25 protein-coding genes and 2 pseudogenes are annotated in these 25,752 nt (G+C 46.6%); 12 read left to right on the top strand and 15 right to left on the bottom strand.

The features are described 5' to 3' along the window. Nucleotides 1–5: 5 nt before the first annotated feature. The 10 genes and pseudogenes from nuoL to ndhC form a co-directional block, all read right to left on the bottom strand. Nucleotides 6–1,922 (bottom strand): NADH-quinone oxidoreductase subunit L, encoded by a 1,917-nt coding sequence (gene nuoL / locus Q7U10_10810; protein ID MDO8283091.1) that lies wholly within the window; start codon nucleotides 1,920–1,922, stop codon nucleotides 6–8. 16 nt (nucleotides 1,923–1,938) lie between these two features. Further along, entirely contained in the window at nucleotides 1,939–2,241 is a 303-nt protein-coding gene (gene nuoK, locus Q7U10_10805) for an NADH-quinone oxidoreductase subunit NuoK (GenBank protein MDO8283090.1), read from the bottom strand. A gap of 9 nt (nucleotides 2,242–2,250) precedes the next feature. After that, nucleotides 2,251–2,766 (bottom strand): NADH-quinone oxidoreductase subunit J, encoded by a 516-nt coding sequence (locus Q7U10_10800; GenBank protein MDO8283089.1) that lies wholly within the window; start codon nucleotides 2,764–2,766, stop codon nucleotides 2,251–2,253. 119 nt (nucleotides 2,767–2,885) lie between these two features. Continuing rightward, nucleotides 2,886–3,311 (bottom strand): annotated as a pseudogene (locus tag Q7U10_10795) (NADH-quinone oxidoreductase subunit I). Next, nucleotides 3,308–4,279 carry an NADH-quinone oxidoreductase subunit NuoH gene (nuoH, locus tag Q7U10_10790; protein ID MDO8283088.1) on the bottom strand — a complete coding sequence of 324 codons (972 nt, stop codon included), beginning with the start codon at nucleotides 4,277–4,279 and terminating at the stop codon, nucleotides 3,308–3,310. The pseudogene Q7U10_10795 and the gene nuoH overlap by 4 nt, the downstream one beginning before the upstream one ends. Before the next feature lie 49 nt (nucleotides 4,280–4,328). Then, complete coding sequence (locus Q7U10_10785; protein MDO8283087.1) at nucleotides 4,329–5,072, bottom strand: tetratricopeptide repeat protein; 744 nt, start codon at nucleotides 5,070–5,072, stop codon at nucleotides 4,329–4,331. A gap of 55 nt (nucleotides 5,073–5,127) precedes the next feature. Then, nucleotides 5,128–6,333 (bottom strand): NADH dehydrogenase (quinone) subunit D, encoded by a 1,206-nt coding sequence (nuoD, locus tag Q7U10_10780; protein ID MDO8283086.1) that lies wholly within the window; start codon nucleotides 6,331–6,333, stop codon nucleotides 5,128–5,130. 39 nt (nucleotides 6,334–6,372) lie between these two features. Next, nucleotides 6,373–6,912 carry an NADH-quinone oxidoreductase subunit C gene (locus tag Q7U10_10775; protein ID MDO8283085.1) on the bottom strand — a complete coding sequence of 180 codons (540 nt, stop codon included), beginning with the start codon at nucleotides 6,910–6,912 and terminating at the stop codon, nucleotides 6,373–6,375. 19 nt (nucleotides 6,913–6,931) lie between these two features. After that, entirely contained in the window at nucleotides 6,932–7,492 is a 561-nt protein-coding gene (locus Q7U10_10770) for an NADH-quinone oxidoreductase subunit B family protein (protein MDO8283084.1), read from the bottom strand. Continuing rightward, nucleotides 7,462–7,818: an NADH-quinone oxidoreductase subunit A gene (gene ndhC / locus Q7U10_10765; GenBank protein ID MDO8283083.1), complete on the bottom strand. Its 357-nt coding sequence runs from the start codon at nucleotides 7,816–7,818 to the stop codon at nucleotides 7,462–7,464. The genes Q7U10_10770 and ndhC overlap by 31 nt, the downstream gene beginning before the upstream one ends. Before the next feature lie 223 nt (nucleotides 7,819–8,041). Between ndhC and Q7U10_10760 the strand changes: the two genes are divergently transcribed. The 9 genes from Q7U10_10760 (at nucleotide 8,042) to nuoG (ending at nucleotide 17,523) form a co-directional block, all read left to right on the top strand. Beyond that, nucleotides 8,042–9,637: an ATP-binding protein gene (locus tag Q7U10_10760; GenBank protein ID MDO8283082.1), complete on the top strand. Its 1,596-nt coding sequence runs from the start codon at nucleotides 8,042–8,044 to the stop codon at nucleotides 9,635–9,637. A gap of 33 nt (nucleotides 9,638–9,670) precedes the next feature. After that, nucleotides 9,671–10,153, top strand: a complete 483-nt coding sequence (locus Q7U10_10755) for an anti-sigma regulatory factor (GenBank protein ID MDO8283081.1) — start codon at nucleotides 9,671–9,673, stop codon at nucleotides 10,151–10,153. Then, nucleotides 10,150–10,482 (top strand): DRTGG domain-containing protein, encoded by a 333-nt coding sequence (locus tag Q7U10_10750; GenBank protein ID MDO8283080.1) that lies wholly within the window; start codon nucleotides 10,150–10,152, stop codon nucleotides 10,480–10,482. The genes Q7U10_10755 and Q7U10_10750 overlap by 4 nt, the downstream gene beginning before the upstream one ends. 5 nt (nucleotides 10,483–10,487) lie before the next feature. After that, on the top strand, nucleotides 10,488–11,231 hold the full coding sequence (locus tag Q7U10_10745) for a PHP domain-containing protein (GenBank protein MDO8283079.1): 744 nt from the start codon (nucleotides 10,488–10,490) through the stop codon (nucleotides 11,229–11,231). A gap of 4 nt (nucleotides 11,232–11,235) precedes the next feature. Beyond that, entirely contained in the window at nucleotides 11,236–11,775 is a 540-nt protein-coding gene (locus Q7U10_10740) for an ATP-binding protein (GenBank protein MDO8283078.1), read from the top strand. Nucleotides 11,776–11,852: 77 nt separating this feature from the next. Further along, complete coding sequence (locus tag Q7U10_10735) at nucleotides 11,853–12,743, top strand: NAD(P)H-dependent oxidoreductase subunit E (protein MDO8283077.1); 891 nt, start codon at nucleotides 11,853–11,855, stop codon at nucleotides 12,741–12,743. 44 nt (nucleotides 12,744–12,787) lie between these two features. Then, on the top strand, nucleotides 12,788–13,171 hold the full coding sequence (locus Q7U10_10730) for a (2Fe-2S) ferredoxin domain-containing protein (protein ID MDO8283076.1): 384 nt from the start codon (nucleotides 12,788–12,790) through the stop codon (nucleotides 13,169–13,171). Nucleotides 13,172–13,221: 50 nt separating this feature from the next. Further along, on the top strand, nucleotides 13,222–15,051 hold the full coding sequence (gene nuoF, locus Q7U10_10725; GenBank protein MDO8283075.1) for an NADH-quinone oxidoreductase subunit NuoF: 1,830 nt from the start codon (nucleotides 13,222–13,224) through the stop codon (nucleotides 15,049–15,051). Between the two features lie 21 nt (nucleotides 15,052–15,072). Continuing rightward, on the top strand, nucleotides 15,073–17,523 hold the full coding sequence (nuoG, locus tag Q7U10_10720; protein MDO8283074.1) for an NADH-quinone oxidoreductase subunit NuoG: 2,451 nt from the start codon (nucleotides 15,073–15,075) through the stop codon (nucleotides 17,521–17,523). 26 nt (nucleotides 17,524–17,549) lie between these two features. On the opposite strand, the gene Q7U10_10715 is transcribed toward nuoG, so the two are convergent. Beyond that, nucleotides 17,550–18,365 carry an SdiA-regulated domain-containing protein gene (locus Q7U10_10715; protein ID MDO8283073.1) on the bottom strand — a complete coding sequence of 272 codons (816 nt, stop codon included), beginning with the start codon at nucleotides 18,363–18,365 and terminating at the stop codon, nucleotides 17,550–17,552. 152 nt (nucleotides 18,366–18,517) lie between these two features. Here Q7U10_10715 and Q7U10_10710 point away from each other — a divergent pair. From Q7U10_10710 to Q7U10_10700, 3 genes and pseudogenes are all read left to right on the top strand, one after another. After that, nucleotides 18,518–19,957, top strand: a pseudogene (locus Q7U10_10710) (RtcB family protein). A gap of 6 nt (nucleotides 19,958–19,963) precedes the next feature. Next, complete coding sequence (locus Q7U10_10705) at nucleotides 19,964–20,755, top strand: menaquinone biosynthesis protein (GenBank protein MDO8283072.1); 792 nt, start codon at nucleotides 19,964–19,966, stop codon at nucleotides 20,753–20,755. A 247-nt stretch (nucleotides 20,756–21,002) separates the two neighbouring features. After that, nucleotides 21,003–21,629 (top strand): hypothetical protein, encoded by a 627-nt coding sequence (locus tag Q7U10_10700; GenBank protein MDO8283071.1) that lies wholly within the window; start codon nucleotides 21,003–21,005, stop codon nucleotides 21,627–21,629. Nucleotides 21,630–21,898: 269 nt separating this feature from the next. Here Q7U10_10700 and Q7U10_10695 read toward each other — a convergent pair whose 3' ends face one another. The 4 genes from Q7U10_10695 to xrt form a co-directional block, all read right to left on the bottom strand. After that, entirely contained in the window at nucleotides 21,899–22,798 is a 900-nt protein-coding gene (locus Q7U10_10695; protein MDO8283070.1) for a DPP IV N-terminal domain-containing protein, read from the bottom strand. 295 nt (nucleotides 22,799–23,093) lie between these two features. Next, entirely contained in the window at nucleotides 23,094–24,167 is a 1,074-nt protein-coding gene (gene ald / locus Q7U10_10690) for an alanine dehydrogenase (protein ID MDO8283069.1), read from the bottom strand. Between the two features lie 35 nt (nucleotides 24,168–24,202). Further along, on the bottom strand, nucleotides 24,203–24,865 hold the full coding sequence (locus Q7U10_10685) for an EpsI family protein (protein ID MDO8283068.1): 663 nt from the start codon (nucleotides 24,863–24,865) through the stop codon (nucleotides 24,203–24,205). Next, nucleotides 24,858–25,718, bottom strand: a complete 861-nt coding sequence (gene xrt / locus Q7U10_10680) for an exosortase (GenBank protein MDO8283067.1) — start codon at nucleotides 25,716–25,718, stop codon at nucleotides 24,858–24,860. Before xrt ends, Q7U10_10685 begins: the two co-directional genes overlap by 8 nt. Nucleotides 25,719–25,752 lie beyond the last annotated feature (34 nt).

Raw genomic sequence — 25,752 nt, 5'->3', positions numbered from 1 at the left:
TCCTTTTATAAGAAAAACATCATTCCGATTATTATCAGCACTCCGGCTGCCATCATAAATGCATAAGATGATATAAGGCCTGTCTGCATCTTGCGCAGCCCGCGGCTGAACGACCCGATGAGGCTTGGGACGCCGTTGACTACTCCCTCTATAAGCCTGGTGTCAAAGAAACCGAGGATTATCCTGTCAGACGCCTTGATGAACGGATTTACAATTGCTTTGGCGTAAAGTTCATCCACCCAGTACTTGTTATAGAGCATTGTATAGACAGGCTTAAATGCCGCTGCGAACTTCTGAGGGAGGCCGGTCTTTGAGATATAGAAAAGTACTGCGGTCATGATACCCGCGATGCTGATAATTACAGAAGCGCCCATGATCATCATCTCTTCACTATGAGAGCCTTCACCTGCCGGATGCCCAAGCACCGGCGCAAGGAACTCTCCTATCTTGTCCCCATGTTCAAGAAATAGCGGAGATATGCCTACCCATCCGGCTGCAACTGCACCAACCGCAAGCAGTATCAGCGGAACGGTCATAACTGCGGGTGATTCATGAAGGTGGTGCTTCTGCTCTTCTGTCCCGCGGAACTCGCCGTGGAAAGTCATGAAGATAAGCCTGAACGAATAAAAGGCTGTCATAAACGCTGCGACAGTGGCAAGTATCCAGAGGAACTTGCCCATATCACCTCCGGAGATATACGCCCTCCACAATATCTCATCCTTGCTGAAGAATCCGGACAGGCCGGGTATACCGGAGATGCTGAGCGAGGCGATTATAAACGTCCAGTAGGTGACCGGCATATATTTTTTCAGGCCGCCCATCTTCCGCATGTCCATCTCATTGCCCATTGCGTGAATAACGCTGCCTGAACCAAGGAAGAGCAATGCCTTGAAATAAGCGTGAGTATAAAGGTGGAAGATACCGGCTGTATACGCGCCGACGCCAAGCGCGAGGAACATATATCCAAGCTGGCTGATGGTTGAATAGGCTATGACACGTTTTATATCATTCTGAACAAGGCCTATTGAAGCAGCGAATATCGCAGTGACACCTCCCACAACCGCAACGGTCGTCATTGCTGTGGGCGAAAGGCTGAATAGCGGGTTGCAGCGCGCAACAAGATAAACACCTGCCGTGACCATCGTAGCCGCATGTATCAATGCAGAGACAGGCGTCGGCCCTTCCATCGCGTCCGGAAGCCAGACATGAAGAGGCATCTGCGCAGATTTTCCCATAGCTCCGCAAAATAATAGGAGACATATAAGCGTAACCGTGTCGACCTGATAGCCGAAGAGGTTTACCGTCTGTCCGATAACAGAGCCCGCGCCGCTGAATACATGCATGTATTCAATGCTTCCAAAAGTAAGGAATATGAGTATCACGCCCAGCCCGAAACCGAAATCGCCGAACCTGTTCACAATGAACGCCTTTTTGCCTGCGTTTGCCGCAGAGCTCTTTTCAAACCAGAATCCTATCAGAAGGTATGAGCATAGACCGACCGCCTCCCATCCGAAATAGAGGAGGATGAAGTTGTCCGCCATAACAAGCATGAGCATGGAAAATACAAAGAGGCTTAAATATGCGAAGTATCTTGAGTAGCCTTTATCGCCATGCATGTAACCTATGGAATATATAAAGACCAGAGAGCTTATGGATGTAACAACAAGAAGCATTATGGCAGACAGCTGGTCTATGAGGAAGCCGATAGGAACGCTGAAGCTGCCTGATACGAGCCATTTATATACTTCAAGCTTGATCACCTGCCCTGAACTGACATCAAAAAATGCCGACAGCGCAAGCAAAAACGATCCGATGACAGCAGGCACAGCTATCCAGTGCGCCTTCTCCTTTATCCTGTTGCCAAAGAGGATATTAATTAAAAAAGCAGCCAGCGGAAGTAATGGGATTAAAATATATTTCATAAAATTAATTTTTCTATTATCCCTTTAATAAATTTATCTCATCAGAATTGAGCGTCGGGTTGTTCTTGTAAAAGACTATCAGTATTGCAAGCCCTATCGCCGCCTCTGCCGCCGCAACAGTAATTACAAAAAAGACCATCACCTGCCCTGTCATGGACTGAAGGTAATGGCTGAATGCCGCAAAACTGATATTCACGGAGTTAAGCATCAGCTCCATGGAGAGAAAGATCATTATAAGGTTGCGCCTGACCAGAAAACCGAATATCCCGATACTGAACAGCACAGCGCTCAACATTACATACCAGCTTAAAGGTACCACAGTTTCCTCCTAATCAAGTTTCCTCTTTGATAAGACCACAGCCCCGATTATTGAGACAAGCAATATCAGCGATGCTATCTCAAACGGCAAGAGGAACTTTGTAAATAAAATATTTCCGATGACCTTTATATGTCCATCTGAAGTTATCTTTTCGATAGAATATTCGCCAATAGCAGGATATACCGCAAACTCGCTCAGCACAGGCAGCAGCAGGAGAATAAATGCCGCGGATACGAGCAGGCCGACTATCCAGATGCTCTGGAACTTCCTCTCCTTCTCTATCTTTCTGAGGTTAAGAAGCATAACAACAAAGAGGTATAGCACAAGAATCGCGCCCGCATAGACTATTATCTGAATGGCTGCAAGAAATTCGGCATTAAGAAAAAGGTAAAGCCCTGCTATGTGAATAAAGAGTATAAGCATCCACATAACGCCGTGAACAGGATTCCTTCTTGTAACAACAAGTATGGAAAGGCCTGTAAGCATTACTGCGAAATAAATAAAAAATATCTGCGGGAGTGTCATGCCCCTCCTCCTGCTGCTATGTTTTCAGCTGCCTTGTGTGCGATGTCCGCTGACTTCGGTCCCCAGAACTTCTCAAAATATACCTTTCCCTTGTCTCCTGCCATATACTTATCCCAGTTCTCCAGCAGGCGTTCCTTTGTATAGTAGAACTCCTCTCTTGTGTAGCCTGAATACTCAAAGTGGTCAGTAAGCGCGATAGCGCCGAAAGGACACGCCTCAACACAGAAAGCGCAGAAGATACACCTGAGCACATCTATCTCATACCTGTTAACCACCTTCATATGATCCTCGCCGTCGCTTGTATAGATGTGGATACATTTAGACGGGCAGACGGCAGCACAGAGGCCGCAGCCCACACATTTTGCCTTGCCTGTCACATCACTCCTGACAAGAGCGTGCAGCGCTCTCGCTCCGGGGAAAGGCACCCTCTTCTCCTTCGGGTACTGCCTTGTGACCGCAGGCGTGAAAAGCTCCCTCATTGTAAGGCCAAGGCCGCCGATTATCTCTATAAAAAATATTTTTCTTAACAGTTCCTTAAATGTCATACCCATAACAGCTTTATCAAAGCTGTGATAACAATGTTTGCCAAAGCTAAAGGGATAAAGAGCTTCCAGCCGAGGCTCATGAGCTGGTCATACCTGTATCTCGGAAGCGTAGCCCTTATCCAGAAATAAAAGAATATAAAAGCGTATATCTTTAAGAGGAACCATACAACTTTAGGCACATGCGCGAATATCCAGAAATCAGGCCCGCTCCATCCGCCTAAGAAGCATACGCTGGCGAGCGCTGACATTACAAACATGCCGGCATACTCAGCCATAAAGAAGAGTCCGAAACGCATGCCGCTGTACTCGGTCGCATAACCGGCAACCAGCTCTGTCTCTGCCTCAGGCATATCAAACGGCGCCCTGTTGGTCTCGGCGATCGCAGCCATGACAAAGACAAAGAAGGCTATGGGCTGTAAAAATATAAAAGGAAGAGATGACTGCGCAATGACGATCTGTTTCAGGTCAGCGCTGCCTGCAAACATCATGACGCCTACAAGGCTGAGCCCCATAGCTATCTCATAACTTATGACCTGCGCTGAAGACCTCAGCCCGCCCAGGAAAGAATATTTTGAATTAGATGCCCAGCCGGCAAGGATTATACTGTATGAACCGACAGATGAAAGTGCAAGGATATAGAGGAGGCCGATATCAAGGTTGACAACGGAAAATTTTTCCCAGAATGGTATCACGGCAAAAGAAGCCAGCGCCGCAACAACACCCAGGACAGGCGCGATATAAAAGATCGGCTTATCAGCCTTCGCAGGCATAATATCCTCTTTAAAAAATAACTTGATGCCGTCGGCTATAGGCTGTAGCAGCCCGTGCCACCCAACCCTCATGGGCCCCATGCGAGCCTGCATATGCCCTATGACCTTACGCTCAAAATAAACGACATAGGCAACATGCAGCAGGACAACACTGATTAAGGCAGCTATCTTTAAGATAAGTATTGCGAATTCAATCATATGGTCAATGTATTTTTTTCACTTTCAACTCTTAACTATTTGCTTCCCACTACATCATCATAAGTTCCATAAGAAGCCTTCTTGAGTTCTCATCGTTCGGATCAAGGTCAACCGCCTTCTCAAGAGTCTTTATGGCCTTGTCTGTCATGCCGCTCTTTGCATAGGAGAATCCAAGATGAAAGAATGTATCGGCATCTGTCGGATTAATGGCTATAACGCTCTCAAACGCCTTGATAGCCTCCTTCATAAGGTTCTTTTTTGTGTATGACCTGCCGAGGTGATAATAAGCAACCGCGTATTTCGGGTCCCTTCGCACAACCTCTTTAAAGTTCTCGATAGCCTTGCCCATTCTTCCTTTGTGATAATAGGTAATGCCGGCAAAGTAATAAGCTCCGACATACTCAGGATTAATAGCTATTACCTGTTCAAAGGTCTCGATAGCCTTGTCTATGCTGCACATGCGGTAATAAGCCATGCCCTTGGCAAAATAAGCATCAGCCCATTTGGGCTCTGACTTAAGCGCCTTGTCGTAAAACTCGATTGCATCCTCGACAAATCCGCCGTCATACATAAACTTGCCCATGAAGTAATTCGCCTCGGCGTCGTTAGGGTCGAGCTTAAGAGCCTCGTCCATCTCAATGACTGCGAGGCCGAGAGATGCGGGGCCGCCGCGGCGGCGGTAAAGCAGCGCGCTTGCAATATACCCTTCAATGGACTTTTCCATACGCCCGCCGCAGTCCTTGCAGAACTTGCTGTCTTCCTGGTTGCCTGTGCCGCACTTTTTACATAACATATATTTTCATCTCCTTTTCTATTGTTCCTGTTGTGCTCATAAACCGGAAATAATATTATCTGTCACATTCACCAAGAACTATATCTATAGACCCGATATTTGCTATAACATCAGCAACAAGATTGCCCTCGCACAGCTTCGGCAGGACCGAAACATGAACAAAAGACGGTGCCCTCACCCTCATCCTGTAAGGCTTACCTGTGCCGTCGCTCACAATATAAAATCCGAGCTCTCCTTTAGGAGCCTCTGTCGCGACATATATCTCGCCCTTAGGGGCTGTCTGAGGCCCTTTTGTCATAAGAATGAACTGATGAACCATATGCTCCATATCCTCAAGCACCTTCTCCTTTGCAGGAAGCACGAACTTTGGTTCGTCAGCAAGTATGGGCCCTGCAGGCATCTGGTCTATGCACTGTTTTATTATCGAGTTGGACTGGCGGAATTCTTCCATCCTCACACGGTAACGGTCATATATATCGCCGTTCTTTCCGACAGGCACTTCCCATGTGAGCTTATCGTAAACGCCGTAGGGCATGAACTTTCTGACATCATATGCAACCCCCGAACCCCTGAGAGTAGGCCCGCTGAGCCCCCAGTCAACAGCCTCTTCAGCAGAGATGACGCCTATGCCTTTTGTCCTCTTGAGCCATATCCTGTTTTTATCTATTAGAGTCTCGTACTCCAAGACCCTTGTTGGAAACTCTTCTGTGAATTTATAAAGGTCATCCAGCCACTCGTCATCCACATCGCTCTTAACTCCGCCTATCCTCGGATAGGTCACTGTGAGCCTTGCGCCGCAGAGCCTTTCAAAAAGGTCCACAAGCTTCTCCCTCTCCCTGAAGCAGTAGAGAAAGACCGTCATCGCGCCTATATCAAGTGCATGTGTGGCAAGCCATAGTAGATGGCTCAATATACGCGCCATCTCTCCGGTGAGAGTCCTTATATAAAGAGCCCTTTCCGGCACCTCTATATCAAAAAGCCTCTCAACCGCTGTGCAGTAGCCGATATTGTTTGACATTGAAGATATATAATCGAGACGGTCTGTAAGAGGCAATACCTGAAGATATGTCGAATGTTCAGATAGCTTTTCAACTCCCCTGTGGAGGTATCCTATATGCGGCGTGCACTTTACAACGGTCTCGCCGTCAAGGTCGAGCACAAGCCTCAGGACGCCGTGGGTGGCAGGATGCTGAGGCCCCATATTGAGCGTCAACTCTTCTGTCTTTACCCTGCTGTTCCCCTGTCCGCTCTTATTTTCCATAGTATGCTTGCCCACAAATAGCCGCTTTAAAATATTTCCTTAAGAACTGCTGTCGATATTCCATTCATCATCGCTGGTATGGAGGATCTTGGCATCCTGATAATCCTGATACTCCCATGTTTCAGAACCTTTGAGAGGATAATCTTTTCTTAACGGGTGACCTTCCCATTCCTCAGGCATAAGGATGCGCCGCAGGTCAGGGTGGTTGTTGAAGATTATGCCAAACATATCATAAGCCTCCCTCTCGTGCCAGCCTGCGCCTTTCCATATCCAGATAACGCTCTCGATGGTCGGTGCATCGCTGGGCAGAAGCGCCTTTATCCTGAGCTGATGGCGGTGCGTTAATGAGTAAAGGTTATATACAACCTCAAAACGAAATCTTCTCTCAGGATAGTCAACCCCGCAAAGGTCGGCAAGATAGTCCATCTTTAAATCAGGATCCACCTTTAAAAAATGGCAGATATCAAGTATCCTTTCCCGCTTTACCGTTACAGAGACCTGGCCCCTGAACTCAGATATATCAACTATCTCTTTGGCAAATTGTTTTTTTAGTTTTTCCGCTATCTCTAATGGTTCCATAATTTAAGCTGTAAGCTGCTTACCTCCAGGGGCTCCATCTGAAATGCTCCTTCTCTATCTTCTCCTGAAGCTTTATCAGCCCTTCCATAAGAGCCTCAGGCCTCGGCGGGCATCCCGGAACATATACATCAACAGGGAGGAAGCAGTCACACCCCTGCACAACAGAATAGGTATTGAATATCCCGCCGGAACATGCGCAGCTTCCCATCGCCATTACATATCTCGGCTCAGGCATCTGGTCATACACCCTTCTGACAACAGGCGCCATCTTCTTTGTTACCGTTCCCGCAACTATCATAAGGTCCGCCTGCCTGGGAGATGCGCGGAAAATAATACCAAAGCGGTCAAGGTCATAATGGCTTGAGCCTGCAGACATCATCTCAATGCCGCAGCACGCAAGCCCGAATGTCATCGGCCATATAGATGACTTTCTGCCCCAGTTTACCACCTTGTCCAGAGTCAAAATAAATACATTCGACCCGGGGATCAGCTTTATGCCTTCCTCAACCTCTATGAGATGCGGCTTGTCAGAAACATCTTCAGGTTCAATTATTCCCAATTGAGCGCCCCTTTCTTCCATGCGTATGCATATCCGACCAAGAGTATAAAAATAAATATCATCATCTCGACAAATCCGAATATCCCAAGATTATCGTAAGAGACCGCCCACGGGTATAGAAAGACCGCCTCCACATCAAAGACGACAAAGAGCATGGCTACGATATAGAATTTGACAGAAAACCTTAAGCGCGGCTCGCCTATAGGAAGGTTGCCGGATTCATACGGTTCGAGCTTCTGGGCGTAAGGCCTTCTGGGCCTCACAAGGAGCCCGGCTACCATTGCTCCCATACCCACGAGTACGGAAAAAACAAGTATTACGATTACAGGCAGATAATGTGATGGTATATAAGTTCCGGGCATAACAGATTGATTAACACATAAAATATATGGCCATGTCAACAATTATTAAGCATCCTTATTAATACTTTTGAATAACTTATTTATATATTAATAATAGGGATTGTATTAAGAATATCCTGATTTTGCAAAATAATGAGAAAACTGTATAATCAGAAAAAATGATATATTACTGCATATACAAGCCGGCCGGCAATTATAAGGATTAGCCATGCGTAACATATTCCTTCATCCGAAAAGGTCCATTGCCGCGAAACTTATCATCGCCACCGGCCTGCTGATAGTCATACTGAGTTTTATCTTCTGGTTTGCCATCTTCCTTAAGCAGCAGAAAGACGTTATGTCAATTGCGGTTGAGTATGGGAACTCTTTTACTGATTTCATAAAGAGGAGCACCCGCTTCAGCATGCTCACCCTTCACAAAGATGCGATCCAGGAGACGCTCGAAGACATAAACACTGCGCAGGGTGTGGAACGGGTAAGGATATTCGGCCATTCAGGCAATATATCTTATTCTTCAAACAAAAGTGATGTCGGTAATTCAGTCAGCAGAGATTCAATAACCTGCACAGGATGCCATCTGGATACCGCAAAACCGTCGATGTTTTTACCGGTGCCTAAAAAATGGGATTTCTATAAAAGCGCTGAAGGGGTCACAACATTAAAACTTGTCGACACGATAAACAATGAACCCTCCTGCTATACCGCTGCCTGCCATGTTCATCCTCAGGAGCAGAAGATACTGGGGTTTATCGAAGCTGATATATCTCTGGCGCTGCTTGACGAAACGCTCTTTAAGCAGGGGCTCGCGCTTACAGCTTATGTCCTGATCTTTGTGCTTGCGATATCATTGTTCCTCGGCATAATCAACTACAAGATAGTGACCAAACCTGTTAACGAACTCGCCAAAGGCATGGAACATGTAGCCGGTGGAAATCTCGATTATTCGGCGCAGATCAAATCCTTTGATGAGATTGGAATACTGGCAAGCACATTCAACTCCATGCTCAAGGACCTGAAGGCGGCAAAAGACCAGAGGATATCCTGGACAAAGACTCTTGAGGCTGAGATAGCCAAAAAGACCGAGGCTATACAGAGGACACACGCCGGGCTGATGCAGACTGAAAAACTTGCCTCCCTCGGCAGGATGTCAGCCGGAGTAGCGCATGAGATAACTAACCCGCTGACAGGAGTTATCACACAGGCTCGTCTCATGAAGAACAGCTTTCCGGATGACAGCCCTGAGGCAGAAGGACTAAATATAATAATTGAGCAGGCTGAACGATGCTCAGGCATTGTGAAGAACCTTCAGACCTTTGCGCGCGCCACAGCCCCCGGGAAAGAGGCCATTGATGTGAACCGCATTGTGGAGCAGACGCTGACTATGGTGCAGAACGGGGAAAAGTTCCAGCATGTAAAATTCAATAAAGATTTCGCAGAAGGGGAACTGATAACACAAGGGGTTACAAACCAGCTTCAGCAGATATTCATCAATATGCTCATAAATTCCTCGGACGCAATGTCAGAAAAAGGGGAGATCACTATTGCAACACGAAAAGTATCAGAAGGCGGCAATCTTTTTGTTGAGATAGAATTCACTGACACGGGAACCGGCATAAAGGACGAGGATATGTCTAAACTCTTTGAACCATTCTTTACAACCAAATCAGATGAGCACGGCACCGGCCTCGGCCTTTCCGTGAGCCACGGCATAGTCAAACACCTTGGAGGACATATTAACGTCTCAAGCACGATTGGCAAGGGAACAAGTTTTTATGTAAGGCTGCCTTATTTTGAGAAAGCATAATGCGAAATATATCAGTTGCAATGAAAGGAATAATTGAAAGAAGATAAAAAGCCTGATAAACAGTGCGGAAATGATAAAGCGATTGAGAACTCATGCCAGATAATCGGCGGGGACTTCAGCAGGGCAAGCGAGGTATCCATGCAGCTCAAGAGAGAGCTCATCGCGCTTGAACTGCATGAAGATATTGTGAGCAGGGCATGCACCGCTGCCTTTGAGGCAGAGATGAACGTTATCATCCACGCTGCGGCCGGATGGCTTCGTTACTATATTACTCCTGAAAAACTCAGGATCGTGATCGAAGATATGGGCCCGGGCATAAAGGATATAAACCTGGCAATGAAGGAAGGTTATTCAACAGCCCCTGACTGGGTAAGGAAGATGGGCTGGGGGGCTGGCATGGGCCTTCCCAATATAAAGAAGAACTCTGATGAGTTTAAAATTGATTCAGTAGTAGGCGAAGGGACAAGCCTTGAAATAATAATAAACCTTGATAAAAACAAAGGAGATAAAATATGAAACTGGCTGATCTGGCCGAGGAGCTTTCACTGAAAGTTCTGACGTATAACGAGGGAACTGACAGAGATGTATCAGGTTGTTACATCAGCGATATGCTGTCTGATGTAATGGCAAACAGCAAAAAAGGAGATATCTGGATAACGATTCAGGCCCATACCAATATACTGGCTGTGGCAAACCTTAAGAACCTTTCAGGCATCATAGTCGTCAACGGAAGAGAAGTTGATGAAGAGACGCTGAAAAGGGCTGACTCAGAGAAGGTCACCATCCTGTCGAGCAGCCTTTCAGCATTCGAGATCGCAGGCAAAATATACAAGATGATCATGTGACATTCATGCTGAAGCAATTCAAAGCTGACCTGCACATACATACCTGTCTTTCGCCATGCGCAGATATTGAGATGTCTCCTAAGGCTATTGTTAAAACCGCCCATGAGAGAGGCATTGATATAATTGCCGTCACAGACCACAACTCTGCTGAAAACGCCGAAGCCGTAATACGCTCCGCACAAGGAAGCGGGCTGACTGTGTTTTGCGGCATGGAGGTATGTACCGTAGAAGAGGTGCACGTACTCGCCCTTTTTGAAAAGCCCGAAGGCATCATGAAGCTTCAGGAGTGGGTTTATAATAAACTCATGCCCGGCAAGAATGACCCTGAAATTTTCGGAGAGCAGGTGATCGCTGACGAAGAGGATGATGTTCTCGGCTTCAATGACAGGCTGCTGATATCAGCAACAGGCATTACCGCAAAATCGCTTGTAGATACCGTCCATAGCCTCAACGGCATCGCAATAGCATCTCATATCGACAGAGATGGTTTCGGGATAATATCACAGTTAGGCTTTATCCCTGATGACTGCATGCTCGACGCCCTTGAGTTCTCTTCGCAAATATCCTTTGACAAGGCAAACGAGCTCTACGGCAATTACAGCAATTTCACTTGGGTCTCATCTTCTGACGCGCACAGGCTTGATGATATAGGCAAGAGGACGACAGTCTTTACCATGCAAGCACCGACCTTCACAGAACTGACATATGCCTTAAAGAATATAAACGGCAGAAAGGCGGTCTGGAGATAACCACATGAGAGACCTCTCACTTCATATACTCGACATCGCTGAGAACTCTATCAATGCCGGGGCTGATAAAATCCTGATAAGGATCAAAGAGGATGTGCCTAAAGATATCCTGATGATTGAGGTCAGGGATAACGGGAAAGGCATGGACAAAGAGACGCTTCTTAATGCTTCAGACCCATTCTTCTCGACAAAAAAAGTGCGCGGCAATATCGGGCTGGGAATCCCGCTCCTTAAGCAGATGGCGGAAGAGTGCGGAGGAAAGGTTGAAATTGAGACTGGTGAAGGAATAGGCACTTCCATTACAGCCTCGTTCCGGCATGGCCACATAGACAGAAAGCCTCTTGGAGACATCGGCAGCACAATATCAACGCTTATCTACTGCCACCCTGCGATAAATTTCAGATATGAGCACGACCGTGACGGAGATATATACAGCCTGGATACCGAAGAACTGAGGGAAGAGCTTGGCGATGTGCCTCTTAACTCTACGGAAGTCATAAAATTTATTAAAAACAGTATTAACTCGTGGCTAAACAATACATAATACTGTTAAGATATTTTCCATATTACGATAAGATTTATATAATAGCCTTAAAGTTAATCACTCCTTATGGAGATATCATGACGCATAACGGCAAGATCCTGATAGTTGATGATGAACCGGACGTTCTGAAGAGCTGCGAGAATATCCTCAGGCATGAGGGCTACACTATCGACAGCGCAGGAAGCGGGCCGGAGGCGATCGATTTCCTTCAGAAGAATGAATACGATATCGTCTTCACTGATATTGAAATGCCTGAAGACAGCGGCATTGAAGTCATAAGATGGATCAATAATTCAAAGCCCGGCACAGGCGTAGTCGCTATCGCAGACAATCCCACGCAGGATTCCATAAGGGAAACACTCAAACTCGGCATTGTTGATTATCTCCCGAAGCCCTTTACCCAGCCGGTACTTATTGATGCCGCATTCAAGGCGGTAAGCTTTATGAGGGAGAGGAGATCATACGAAAAAAGTTCTGAAGAAGAGGCTATGGCTGCCAAAGAAAAAGAGATAGCTGCCAAGTCTGATGAGCTTGATAAGATAATCGCCAATCATCGTGATACTCCCGGAGGCCTCATCCCTATTCTTCAGCAGGCCCAGGAACTCATAGGTTATCTGCCTGCCTCTGTGCAGCGGAAGATAGCAAGAGGGATCAATATCCCTGTGGCAGAAGTGCATGGGGTGGTCTCATTCTATTCCTTCTTCAGCATGAAACCCAAGGGCAGGCATGTGATAAAGGTCTGCCTTGGAACGGCATGCTATGTTAAAAGGGCTGAAGAGATCATGGAGAAGCTCAAGGAAGCATTGGGTATAAATGTCGAAGAGATCACAAAAGACAACCGGTTCTCGTTGGAAAGCGTCAGATGCCTCGGCGCGTGCGGGCTTGCTCCGGTTGTTGTTGTTGACCATGATACACACGCTTCAGTCAACCCGGTCAAGACCGCGGAGATACTTGCCGCATATGAGTGAGACTCGGCAATAAAAAATTATAACAGGGGAATGAGAGGTTAACAATGGCCAAACTGACGATAGACGACCTGAAGAAGATAAAAGAGAAACACCAGTCTACCTTTACGCTCAGAGAAGGCGGCTACAGGGCAAAGGTGACTGTACATATGGGTACATGCGGTATCGCTGCCGGTGCAAGGGCTATTATTAACACGCTTATGGCGGAGATAGAAAAAAGCGGCACGTCAGACATAATTGTCACTACTTCAGGATGCGCCGGGCTCTGCAGCAGTGAGCCGATGGTCACCATAGATATACTTGGCCATCCGCCTGTCAAATATAAGGCGCTGAACGAAGAAAAGATGCAGGAGATATTCAAGGAACATATTATGGGCGGCAATATCGTTGAAAAATACGCTCTGGTCATAGGAAGCGAAACAACCTACTAAGTTTTGCGGCAGTTATATCAATATTGATTTATTGTATCGGGAGAGTTTAGATGCAGAATTACAGGGCCAACATAATGATGTGCGCAGGAACGGGTTGTGTTGCCTGCAATGCCCTAAAGGTCAAAGATGCCCTTGTTGATGAACTCAAAAAACAGGGGCTGGAGAACGAGATACAGATAGTCCTTACCGGCTGCAACGGCTTCTGCTCCAATGCGCCGATAATGTCTGTACAACCTGAAGGCATCTTTTATCAAAAACTCAAGATCGAAGATATCCCCCTGATAGTAGAAGAGCATCTTCTCAAAGGCCGGCCTGTTGAAAAGTTAATGTATAGAGAGCCTGAGGCAAAGACCTCTGTTCCTCTGATGAATGACATCCCCTTCTTCAAACTCCAGGTTCTGAGGGCACTTAGAAATAAAGGCATGATAGACCCTGAGAATATCGAGGATTACATATCAAGAGACGGCTATCAGGGAACAGCAAAGGCGCTTCTTGAGCTGACCCCGGAAGAGATAATCAAGATCATGAAAGACTCCGGGCTCAGAGGCAGGGGCGGAGCAGGGTTTCCGACAGGGCTTAAATGGGAGTTCTGCTCAAAAGTAATATCTGATACCAAATACATCCTCTGTAACGGTGATGAGGGCGACCCCGGGGCATTCATGGACAGAAGCGTCATGGAGGCTGACCCTCACGTTGTGCTTGAGGGCATGATAATTGCCGGAAAAGCGATAGGCGCAACTAAAGGGTACATATATGTAAGGGCAGAGTACCCGCTTGCCGTAAAAAGGCTACAGCTTGCCATAGACCAGGCTAAAGAGGCGGGCCTTCTTGGAGATAACATACTCAACAGCGGATTCAGCCTTGATATAGAGATATACCTCGGCTCAGGCGCCTTTGTCTGCGGTGAAGAGACAGCGCTCATGCGTTCACTTGAGGGCAAGCGCGGCATGCCGAGGCCCAGGCCGCCATTCCCCGCTTTTAAGGGACTCTGGGATAAGCCGACAGTGCTTAATAATGTTGAGACATATGCAAACGTTCCGCAGATAATCATAAACGGAGCCGACTGGTTCAAACAGTTAGGAACTCCAAAGAGCACCGGCACAAAGGTCTTTGCGCTTACAGGCGCTATCAATAACATAGGGCTTATTGAAGTGCCGATGGGCATACCTTTAAGAACCGTCATATTTGATATTGGCGGAGGAATTAAAAAGGGGCGGAAGTATAAGGCAGTCCAGCTTGGAGGGCCGTCAGGCGGATGCATACCTGAGAGCCTTTTAGACACGCCTGTTGACTATGAATCCATCAATGCCACAGGAGCGATAGTAGGCTCAGGCGGAATGGTCGTTATGGACGATACGAACTGCATGGTCAATGTCGCAAAGTTCTTCCTTGAGTTCACTGCTGACGAATCGTGCGGCAAATGCCCCCCATGCAGGATAGGTACAAAGGTGATGCTGGATAAACTTATAGACATTACTGAAGGACGGGGAAAAGAGAGCGACATAGACCTTCTCCTTGACCTCTCTCATGATATCATCAACACCTCGCTCTGCGGGCTCGGACAGACAGCTCCAAACCCTATACTCACGACCATAAAATACTTCAAGCATGAATATGAGTCACATATAATAGACGGCTGGTGCAAGTCAGGGGTCTGCAAAGAACTCTCAACCTTTTATATAGACCCTGAGCTCTGCAAAGGCTGCGGCCTGTGTCTCAAGGCATGCCCCAAAGGCGCCATAACAGGTGAAAAGAAACAGCCTCACAAGATAGATAACGATCTCTGTATAAAGTGCCGCTCATGCTATATCGCATGCCCGGCCAAGTTCGGGGCATTAAAGATAGGCCCGGGCAATATGTTTGCGCAAAGCAAAAAATAGAATATTGACATTGAGGATAAGATGGTAAATATCACAATAAACGGCAAACAACTTTCAGTCATTGAAGGCACGACCATACTTGAGGCTGCCCTTCAGAATAAGATAGATATCCCGCACCTCTGTTATGACAAACGCCTGGTGCCATACGGCGCGTGCAGGCTCTGTGTCGTGGAGGTTGAGGGGCAGATGAAACTTCTTGCCGCCTGTTCCACTCCGGTAACACCCGGGATGTCAGTCAAGACCGAGACACCGAAGCTGCTTAAGGCAAGGCGGACGGTACTTGAGCTTCTCCTAATACATCATCCTCTTGATTGCCCGGTCTGCGACAAGGCAGGTGAATGCAAGCTTCAGGATCTCGCATTTAAATACGGTGCTGCTGACAGCCGTTTTAAGGCGAAGAAAAAACATGACCCCGCAGACACAGGAAGCCCATTTGTTGAGAGAAACAGCAACAGGTGCGTGCTCTGCGGCAAATGCGTCAGGGTCTGCGGCGAACTTCAGGGAGTCGGCGCAATAAATATAATAGGCCGGGGCTTTGAATCAAAGATCAGCCCTGCGTTTGAGGAGAGGCTTGACTGCGAGTTCTGCGGCCAATGCATAGATGCATGCCCGGTCGGCGCACTTGGGAGAAGGTCTTACAGGCACAGCGCCAGAGCATGGTTCCTTGAGTCTCACGATAATATCTGCCCTTACTGCGGTGTCGGGTGCACGGTCACGTATGACATGAAAGATGGAAAGATAATGAGGGCGAGGGGAGTTGAAGATAATGGGATCAACAAAGGCAACCTCTGCAGCAGAGGGAGGTTCGGCTATGATTTTATATATTCTGAAAAGCGCCTCGCAACCCCGCTCATAAAAGAAGGCAACAGCTTTAAAGAGGCTTCATGGGATGAGGCACTGAAATTTATAGCTGACAATATCCAGTCAATAAAGCATGCCCACGGAGCTGATTCGATAGGCGCTATCGGCTCGCCAAGATGCACTGTGGAAGACAACTATATGCTGCAGAAGTTCATGAAGAGCGTTAACAGCAGCAACAACATCGACTCTTCCGCAAGGTTCGGGTATGCAAAGATACTCGAGGCGGTGGATCTGGCATTTGGTTTAAAGAGCCTTCCTGTTGAGCATGACTCGCCTCTTGGCAAAGAGGCAATACTTGTCATCGAATCAGACATCTCATCCACCCACCCTGTCTGGGGCCTTAACTTTCTGAAGGCGGAGCGGGAAGGGACAAACCTTATCGTTGCGGACACGCGCGAGACAAAGCTCACGCGCCACAGCAGCCGCTGGCTGAGAATAAAGCCCGGCACCGGCGTGGCGCTCCTGAACTGCATAATCAAGGTAGCGCTTGACGAAGGGCTTTATGATAAGGATAAAATATCAAAAGTTGAGGGATTCTCTTTCCTCGCAGAGACTGCAAATGATTATTCCCCTGCCGCTGTCTCAAGGATAACCGGAATAAGCGAAGATATGCTGATCAAAACAGCAAGAGAATTTTTAACTGCCAAGTCAAGGCTTATCAGCCTGACTCTTGGGGCATCAGAGAATACCAAAGGCATTGACACCGCGCTTGCAGCTGCAAACCTTATCATCCTGACCGGGGAAAAACCTTCCAGCCTTCAGATGCCTGCTGAATACTGCAACACCTTCGGCATGTGGGAAGCAGGCGTGCGGCCTGAGATACCTGGGAAGGACGCAATATCGATGTTATACAAAGAAGGAGCGGTCAAGGCATTATTCATCATGGGCGAAAACCCTGTTGTAACCTTCCCTGATTCAGCAACCGTTGAGAAGACGCTGAACGGCCTGGACTTTCTCGTTGTTCAGGATATAACGCTGACCGATACCGCAAAACTTGCCGATGTTGTGCTGCCGGCATCCTGCTGGTCTGAAAAAGACGGCACATTTATTAACGCCGGAGGGATCGCTCAGAAGGTAAAAAGGGTTGTCAAACCGTTTGAAAAATCTGTGGCTGACTGGCAGATACTGAAAAACCTTTCAAAGGCGATGGGCGCTGAAATAGGCATTAAAGATATCACAGGACTGCAGGAAGAGATCAAAAACAGGAAATCCGAATCAGGCCAGCTGAAGATGACATTCAACCCTGTTACATATACACCGGTCGGAGAATATGACACTGAATTCCCTCTCAGGATGATAACCGGCAACCTTATGCAGCATTCAGGCGCGCTCTCGGCAATGTCCAGAAACCTGGGCAACGCCATCGCATCAGCATTCATTCAGGTCTGCAAGGCTGACGCGGAAAGATATAATATCAGAGATAACGGCTTTGTGAACCTATCATCAAAAAATGGTTCAGTATTAATAAAAGCCCAGATCTCAGAGGAAGTTCCAGAAGGCACAATATTCGCGCCGGTGCATTTTCACCATGCAAGGATAAACAACCTCACCTCTTTGTCTCATGACGGCTCCTCACCTATCTGCGCGGTAAAGATAAAAGCGGTTAACTGACCCTGCGGTTCACTGCGTGAAAGATATCACTTCTGTTTTCTCTTAAGATGAATTATCCGGCCAAGTTCCTGTTCCGCCAACAATATGTCTTTCCCGTCTGTCAGAATGCCCTGAGGAGCATTCAGCCCCTCAACGATCGTTTCAAGCAGCCCGTTATAATATCGGAGCAGCCGCCCAGGATTCACATCCTCAGCGATCCACAAAGCGCCGTCATTATCGATCGCAAGCTGGTCAGGTTCATGAAGCCCCTGCAGAAGTATCCCCTTTTCATCGCCCTTTAAAAAAAGCACCTTGCCGGTTTTTGTTTCAGCAATATAGATCACGCCTTCTTTATCAACTGCTATCCCTTCCGGGTTACTCAGCCCCTCCCACAGAACCGTTCTATCTCCTGAAAGTGACAGCTTGATAAGCCTGCCTTCTTTTTTGTCTTCAGCTATGACGATCTCTTCATCAGAGATAACTGCTATGCCTTCAAGATTGTCGAATTCAGCCATTACTCTGTGTTTAAATGCCTTGACATCATATTCAATTACCCTGCCGCTGCGTGACTCTTCAAGGATGTATAATTTAAATCCTCTTGCGCGAAGCCCGTCCGGCCGGTTCAGCCCTTTCATGACAGATGTCGCCTTGCCGTCGCGGTCTATCATTATCAGTTCTCCGTCAGGAGAGTTCAGTTCAAGTGTGGCAAACAATAAACCGTCAGGTGTCTTTGCAAGATTGTCCACACTCTTAAGTCCTTCAGCATAGACCTCCCAGCTGTATCCTTCAGCAACTTTTATTTTTTCATCAGGCGCTTTATTGGAGTTAAAAGAGCATGACAGAGATGCTCCGCATAAAAGCAATAAGGCCTGCATAAATAAAAACATTCTATTCATAATGTTAAATATAGTAACCAATTCAACATGGAAAAAGCAGGGCATCGGCAACATCGCATCACTCGACAAAAGAGCCGGAATGCTTTAATCTCTAATTATCTTGACAGGAGGTAATGGTTATGGAAGGTCTTCGCAGGATTGATGATACAAAGTTAGAGATACCTCAAGGCTACAAAACAGGCATGAGGACAAACGGCATCATCTATGTGGACAGGGCGCTGGAAAAAAGTCTTGATAAGGAATCAATCGAACAGGTCGCGAATGTGGCCTCCCTTCCCGGAATCGTCGGCGCGGCGCTTGCGATGCCTGACATACACAGGGGCTACGGCTTCACTATCGGCGGCGTAGCGGCATTTGACCTGAAGGAAGGGATAATATCCCCGGGCGGTGTCGGCTACGACATAAATTGAGGAGTCAGGCTCCTGAGGAGTAACCTGCACAAAGACGAGGTTATTCCAAAGGCCAGAGACCTCGTGGAGGTCTTGTTCAGGGACATACCGACAGGCGTAGGTTCAAAAGGTAAGCTCAAACTTAAATCAAAAGAGCATCGAAAGGTTCTGCTTCAAGGCGCGCAGTGGGTGGTTGAGCAGGGTTTTGGAAGCAGCGAAGACCTTGAACATACAGAATCAGGCGGATGCATGGAAGGCGCAGACCCGGATATTGTAAGCGATAAGGCTTACGAGAGGGGAAGCGCGCAGTTAGGCACACTCGGCTCAGGCAATCACTTTGCCGAGATACAGTATGTTGATGAGATATTTGATGAAGGCATTGCAAACAGCTTCGGCCTCTATAAAGATCAGATAACGGTCATGATACATACCGGCTCAAGAGGTTTCGGGCATCAGGTCTGCACAGACTTTCTTAATGTGATGCAGAAGGCAGCTCGTAAATATAAGATAGACCTGCCTGACATAGAGCTTGCCTGCGCGCCGTACAGCAGCCCCGAGGCGAAAGAGTATCTTGCAGCGATGAAGGCTGCGGCAAACTATGCATGGGCGAACAGGCAGTATATTACGCACTGGGTAAGAGAGGCCTTCATGGAGGTGCTGGGCATCGGGCCAAACAAAGCAGGCATGAGCCTTTTATATGATGTCGCGCATAATATCGCAAAGGTTGAAGAGCATATTATTGACGGCAGGAAGATGAAGGTCGTGGTTCACCGCAAAGGCGCTACAAGAGCGTTCCCGCCGGGGCATCCTGAACTTCCTGACGCTTACAAAGAGATCGGCCAACCTGTTATAATTCCCGGTGACATGGGCAGGGCTTCATATGTTCTCATCGGGACTGAAACAGGGATGAGAGAATCCTTCGGCTCCACATGCCACGGCGCAGGCAGGCTGCTCTCAAGGCATCAGGCGATGAAACAGGCAAAAGGCAGGTCTATAAGACAAGAGATGGAAGATGCAGGCGTGGCCGTCAGATATACAGGCAGAGGCACACTCGCGGAAGAGATGCCTGAGGCGTATAAAGATATTTCAAATGTCGTGGATGTCGTGCATAGAGCAGGGTTCTCAAAAAAAGTCGCAAAGCTCAGGCCGCTCGGCGTAATAAAAGGATAAGATATTTTGAAGACCAATAATCTCAGAATCGGCAAGATACCTTTCACCAACCTATTCCCCATCTTCTATTATCTGGAGAACGAATGCAGGCGTCCTGAGTACACATTCACTGAAGGCGTGCCTTCACAGCTCAACAGGATGCTCCGTGACGGCGAGATAGATGTAAGCCCTTCATCATCAATAGAGTATCTGAGACATAAAGATAAATACTCCATCATCCCCTGGACATCAATAAGCGCGACCGGATCTGTCGGAAGCATATTCCTTTTTTCACATTATGCATTGGAATCTCTTGAAGGCAAGAACATATCCGTATCCTCACACTCTGAGACCTCGGTCGTCCTTTTGAAGATAATCATGAAGCAATTTCTCTCCATGAACTGCACTTTCACGGTCACTGAAGGCGTTTCTGCTGAAGAGAATCTTGAGAATGCTGACGCGACACTGCTTATCGGCGATGAGGCGATGAGAGAGGCACAGGAGTTCACAGGAAACATATTCGACCTCGGAGGCCTGTGGCACAAACATACCGGACTGCCGTTCGTATTCGCGCTCTGGATAGCCAGGAAAGATTCGCTCGCTGAGAAGAAAGAACTTATCAAAAAACTCTCCGAAGACCTTATCGCCGCAAAAAAGTATATTCCAAAAAACCTTTCCCTGCTTGCTGAAAAAGCGCCAATGAATAAACTGCTGAGCGAAAAAAAACTGATAACCTACTGGAACGGCATATCATACGACTTCACAGACGAGCATCTTGAAGGGTTGATGCTTTTTGATAAGTACGCAAAGAAGCTGTAGTGTCCTTTTCCCCTCTTTAACAAGGAGGGGCAAGGGGAGGTTTTACAATGCCATTGTCATTCCGGCGACTCCGTTGCTTAAAGCACCTACTTCTGGCCAGCCTACTGTTGGCTTGTCCGAAATCAATTAACCACACCACTCTATTTTTTGCTTGTATTTTTCCTACTCATATAACTATACTTTTCTTATTCCAAAAAATACGGCTGGCTGTATATTAATTGTTAGGCGACTTAGCGATGGAGGGGATATGAGTAGCTGGATTTGTTACATCAGAGAGAACTACCAGGTCTTCGACATCGCGATCAAAACCATAGCGGTTTTAGGAGCGATTATGTCGGCCTGGATCGCATTAGCGTCTATTAGGATTGCGAAGAGAAAAACACAGTATGAGTTTTTTTGCGATCTCTACGAGGACTTCCATGGAGACGATATTCTGGCAACGAAAAACGATGTTGCATTAGTCTGGCAATCTCGCTTTCGGCAAATAACTTCAACCAGTACTAGTGACGAGGCTGAGCAACGAATACCTGAGTTGGCCGACTTAGCTGATGAGCTGATTAAGGACTACCTGTTGCAACGAGTAGGGGTAGAGTTTGATGACGTCGACGAACAATTCATTGAGGATAACAAAGAAAGCATCAAAAAAACGAAACACATTTTGAATAAATATGAGCACCTTGCGAAACTAATTGAGGCGAAGGTTATTCATAAGAAAGAGATCGAAATATTTTTCTACACCTCGTTGGCAGATACGTTTGTTATATGCCTTCCGTTTATTCTATATAGAAGAAAATCAAAACCGACCTATGCCCACAAGATGCAGGCTCTGCTCAAAACCTTCCCTGCTCTTTCGCGTTCGTGGCTTCGTGTCTAAGTCAATCGGACGCTGCGCAATAAAGCTGCGCAGCATCGGTTACCTTGAACATTCTAGTTCAAAGAAATAGCTTGACATGCCCATATCGTTAGCACATATTAGTACATATGAAAACGACATTAACCATAGACAGGACTTGCAAGGATACAGAAAGACGGTGAAGCAGGATTTCACATCTCTGCTCTCACCGTCTCAATATCGTTCACTTCAGCCACTGCTGATTAGCCGGTGACTGAAAGAGAGATTACAACATCTTCACTGAATGTATCTTAACGTGACCAGGCAGGCTCATAGTCCCATGCCGGATTGTTTGTAAGCCTTGTCTGGTTTGAGCCGTCTGCATCCATTATAAATGCTTCCATGCCTCCATCACGAGCTGATGCAAAAGCAATTTTACTCCCGTCACGTGACCAGGAAGGCCTGTAGTCCCTTGCCGCATTATTTGTAAGCCTGACCCGGTTTGAACCGTCGGCATTCATTACATAGATCTCTTCATTGCCGTCATTGTCTGATGTAAAGGCGATCTTTGCCCCGTCAGGAGACCATGATGCGAGAACATCTTTTGTCTGATTATTTGTAAGCCTGACCTGGTTTGAACCGTCGGCATTCATCACATAGATCTCTTCGACCCCGTCACGTTTGGACGTAAAGGCGATCTTTGTCCCGTCTCTGGACCATGAAGGTTCGCCGTCCCATCCCGGGTTCTTTGAAATGTTTACAGGATTTGACCCGTCTGCATTTATTACATAGACTTCCGCATTTCCCTCCCGGTTTGAGAGAAATGTAACCTTTTTCCCATCAGGAGACCATGAAGGCCCGCATTCAAACTTGGCCGGATGGTTTGTCAGGCTTACCTGGTCTGAGCCGTCTGCGTTCATCATATAGATGTCCCAGTGCACATTGCGGTTTGAGGTAAATACAATCCTGCTTCCGTCAGGAGACAGATTAGGTTCAAAATCTCCGCCCGGAGTATTTGTCAGTCTTGTCTGGTTGGAGCCGTCGGCATCCATTGTGTAGATTTCATCATTCCCGTCACGGTTCGATACAAAGAAGACCTTTTGGGATAAATCGGATGCTGAAAAAACCTCACTGCCTCCAAGAGTAACAACAGAGCAGACAATCAACAAACACAAAATAAAAATATTACACTTCCATGCTTTTTTAAACATTTCCCCTCCTTTTAATGTTTTTTTAAAATACAAATTAATTCCATGAATAAACTGTGAACCTTTTAATAACAAATAATTATCACATGATTCGATAAAACGCAATTATTTTTTTATAATGATATTATTTGTATTTCAGATAGTGTTGCTCTCTTTTTAATAAGAAAGCTTAGCAATCTCTAACGCCATAGATTGATTCGGTCGTTATCCTTCAAACGGCTAAAACGCATATGTCAGATGCAGCGTACCAGAATCTCAGTTGTACCAAAGACGAGAAAGACAAAGAAGGACCAGATATTTATTTCGTATGTATGACAGCCTTATGTATGATTCTTCCCTGATAAGTATTCAACGCGCTCTTTAATGCTGCATTCTCTTCAATGGCTCGCTCTATCCCCATATCCGCAAGTATCTTCACATATTCAATAGTCTTATTTGTCAGTGCCTGAGTAGATGTCCTCGGATAAGCACCGGGCATGTTGGCGACAGCATAATGGATGACCCCGTCAACAGTATAGACTGGATCGGTATGTGTTGTTGGCCTTGTCGTCTCTGCGCAACCACCCTGATCAACAGCCACATCTACAATAACAGCTCCCTTTTTCATATTTGAAACAAGTTCCCTCGATATCAATTTGGGCGCCTTTGCGCCTGTGACAAGGACAGCCCCGATAACTACGTCTGCTTTCATGACTTCTACTCTGATATTTTCATCAGTAGAATGAAGTGTTTTTACCCTGCCCTCAAACAGCCTGTCGATCTGCTCAAGTTTAAGAGAGCCCTTATTAATTACAGCAACCTCAGAGCCCATGCCGTACGCGACCTTGAGCGCGCTCATGCCGACATTGCCTGCGCCGAGGATCAGCACCTTTGCGCAAGTCGCGCCCTCGACACCTGACATGAGAACGCCCTCTCCGCCGTGAACCTTCTGAAGAAAAAAGGCCGCGACAACAGGAGCCATCTTGCCTGCTATCTCGCTCATCGGCTTAAGCAAAGGCAATCTGCCTTCAACCTCAAGCGTTTCATATGCCAATCCGGTTATCCTGCTGCTCAATAGAAAATCTATCAGATCAGGGTTTGGAGCAAGATGAAGGTATGTGAAGAGGGCCTGCCCTTTGCGAAAGAAATTATATTCTGAAGGCAGGGGTTCCTTTACCTTGAGTATAAGGTCCGCATCATTAAAGAGTTCAGACTTGCCGATGATCACAGCCCCGGCATTCTCATATTCAATATCAGAGAAACCGCTGCCCTCCCCGGCGGCCCTCTCGATCAGTATATGGTGCCCGCTATTTTTCAGCTCGCTTACGCCTGAGGGTGTTACCGCAACCCTGTGCTCTTCTTCCTTTATCTCTTTTGGAACGCCGATTATCATGAAGAAATCATATCTGAAACTTTCAGGGTTATCAACTAATTATTCTTTCCGAATATATGATCCGCCTCTTCATCAGACATGGCGCCGCTCAGGTCATTAACAAGTATATGTGCAAGTGCAAGGCCCTGCTCATAATCATCGCCTTCTACCGGGATATCAAGCCGGACAAGAAGCCCTACGTTATTTTTATCAAATAGAGAAAAGTAAAGCTGCTTCACCTTCTGCTCGGCCCAGTTGGTTACGAGCTTCTTATCTATCACTATCCAGTAGAGGATAAGGGTCTTATCGCGTTCACTGAAATCATCAGTTAAAAGTGTATATGCGCTTATGATACGGCCTGAGGCATTTAGTTCGGTATTGTCCATTTCTTTCACTTCAATGCCTGAGCTCGTTAGGCAGGCATTGGGATAGTGAAAGTCCCTCGCGTTAATGATTAAGAAGAGAAGGCTCCTTTCATCTATATCAGAATACCGGTACGCAAGGGATTCACTTATGAATTCATATCCCGCACCCTGCAGGTTTGCCCTGAACTGCTCTGACATATCAACTCCTTTCCAGCCAGCAAATGCATCCGGCATCTCAAGGCCGGCGATAAGCCTTGCGCCCTCGTATGTGGCCTTATTGGGAAAAGTGAAGCTGAACAATATGGATGCTGTAAGTAAAAAAGTTACTAAAATGAACCTTGTATTTCTATTCATATTTGGCCTCTGTTATCTCAGGTTTTCCTGATGTGAACCTGTCCATCAAACTCTCAATACCTGTCAGCCCCAGAATTGTGACCATGAAGATAAGTATCCCGCTGAAGTTGTGCAGAAAGCCCTGCCCTGCTTCAGTCCCGAAATAAAAAGTGATCAGGCTTATCGTAATGACACGGATAAGGTTTCCAATAAGCGCAAGGGGGATGACAGATATCGCAAGAATGGCCTTATTTAATAATCTTCCCTTTATTAAATAAATATATGGAAGCGAAAGCGCTGACATTGTGACAAGAGAACGAAAACCGCTGCAGGCAGGAGCCATAAATATTTCACTGTATCCTATTGAAAGCAGTAAGCCCTCCCTTGTAACCGGATAAGTGAAAAGAGAGAGTATCTTTTCTGCTGCAAAAGATACACCATACCTCATCGGAAGCGTTACGCTGTCAAGTATCGCTGGAGGCGGCGGCACAAGGAATAAAAAATACAGGATAGGAAAAGATAACGCCTTTAAAACCTTGCTGCCGTAGAGATAGCCGGTCAAACCGAATAAAACAGGGATCAGCGAGAAGATGTAGATAAGATCGTAAGCATTCCGCCACCCGAAGATAAATAAGAGTATCCCGCCAAGAAGAAAGATAAAACTGAGAAATACCCGGACTGCGCTATCATCCTCTTTTTGAAAGAGACTTTTAAGCACTTCGCGTTTTTGCCATACAAGAAAAAGGGATATCGGAAGAATAAAATAGATATGAGAGTAATCCTCTAACGCCCAGTTGGTTCTGCCTGAATACAGGATAATAAAGGAGGGAAGATACATAACAACTGTTAAAAGCCAAATTAAAGAGTTAATCATTTTTCATTCTCGCCTCTCCTGTAAAAAGGCAAGA

It is taken from the genome of Thermodesulfovibrionia bacterium (genome assembly GCA_030646035.1).
Lineage (GTDB): Bacteria > Nitrospirota > Thermodesulfovibrionia > UBA6902 > UBA6902 > JACQZG01.
The sequence above is the reverse complement of the archived record's forward strand: the minus strand, read 5'-3'. Positions and strand labels throughout refer to the sequence as shown.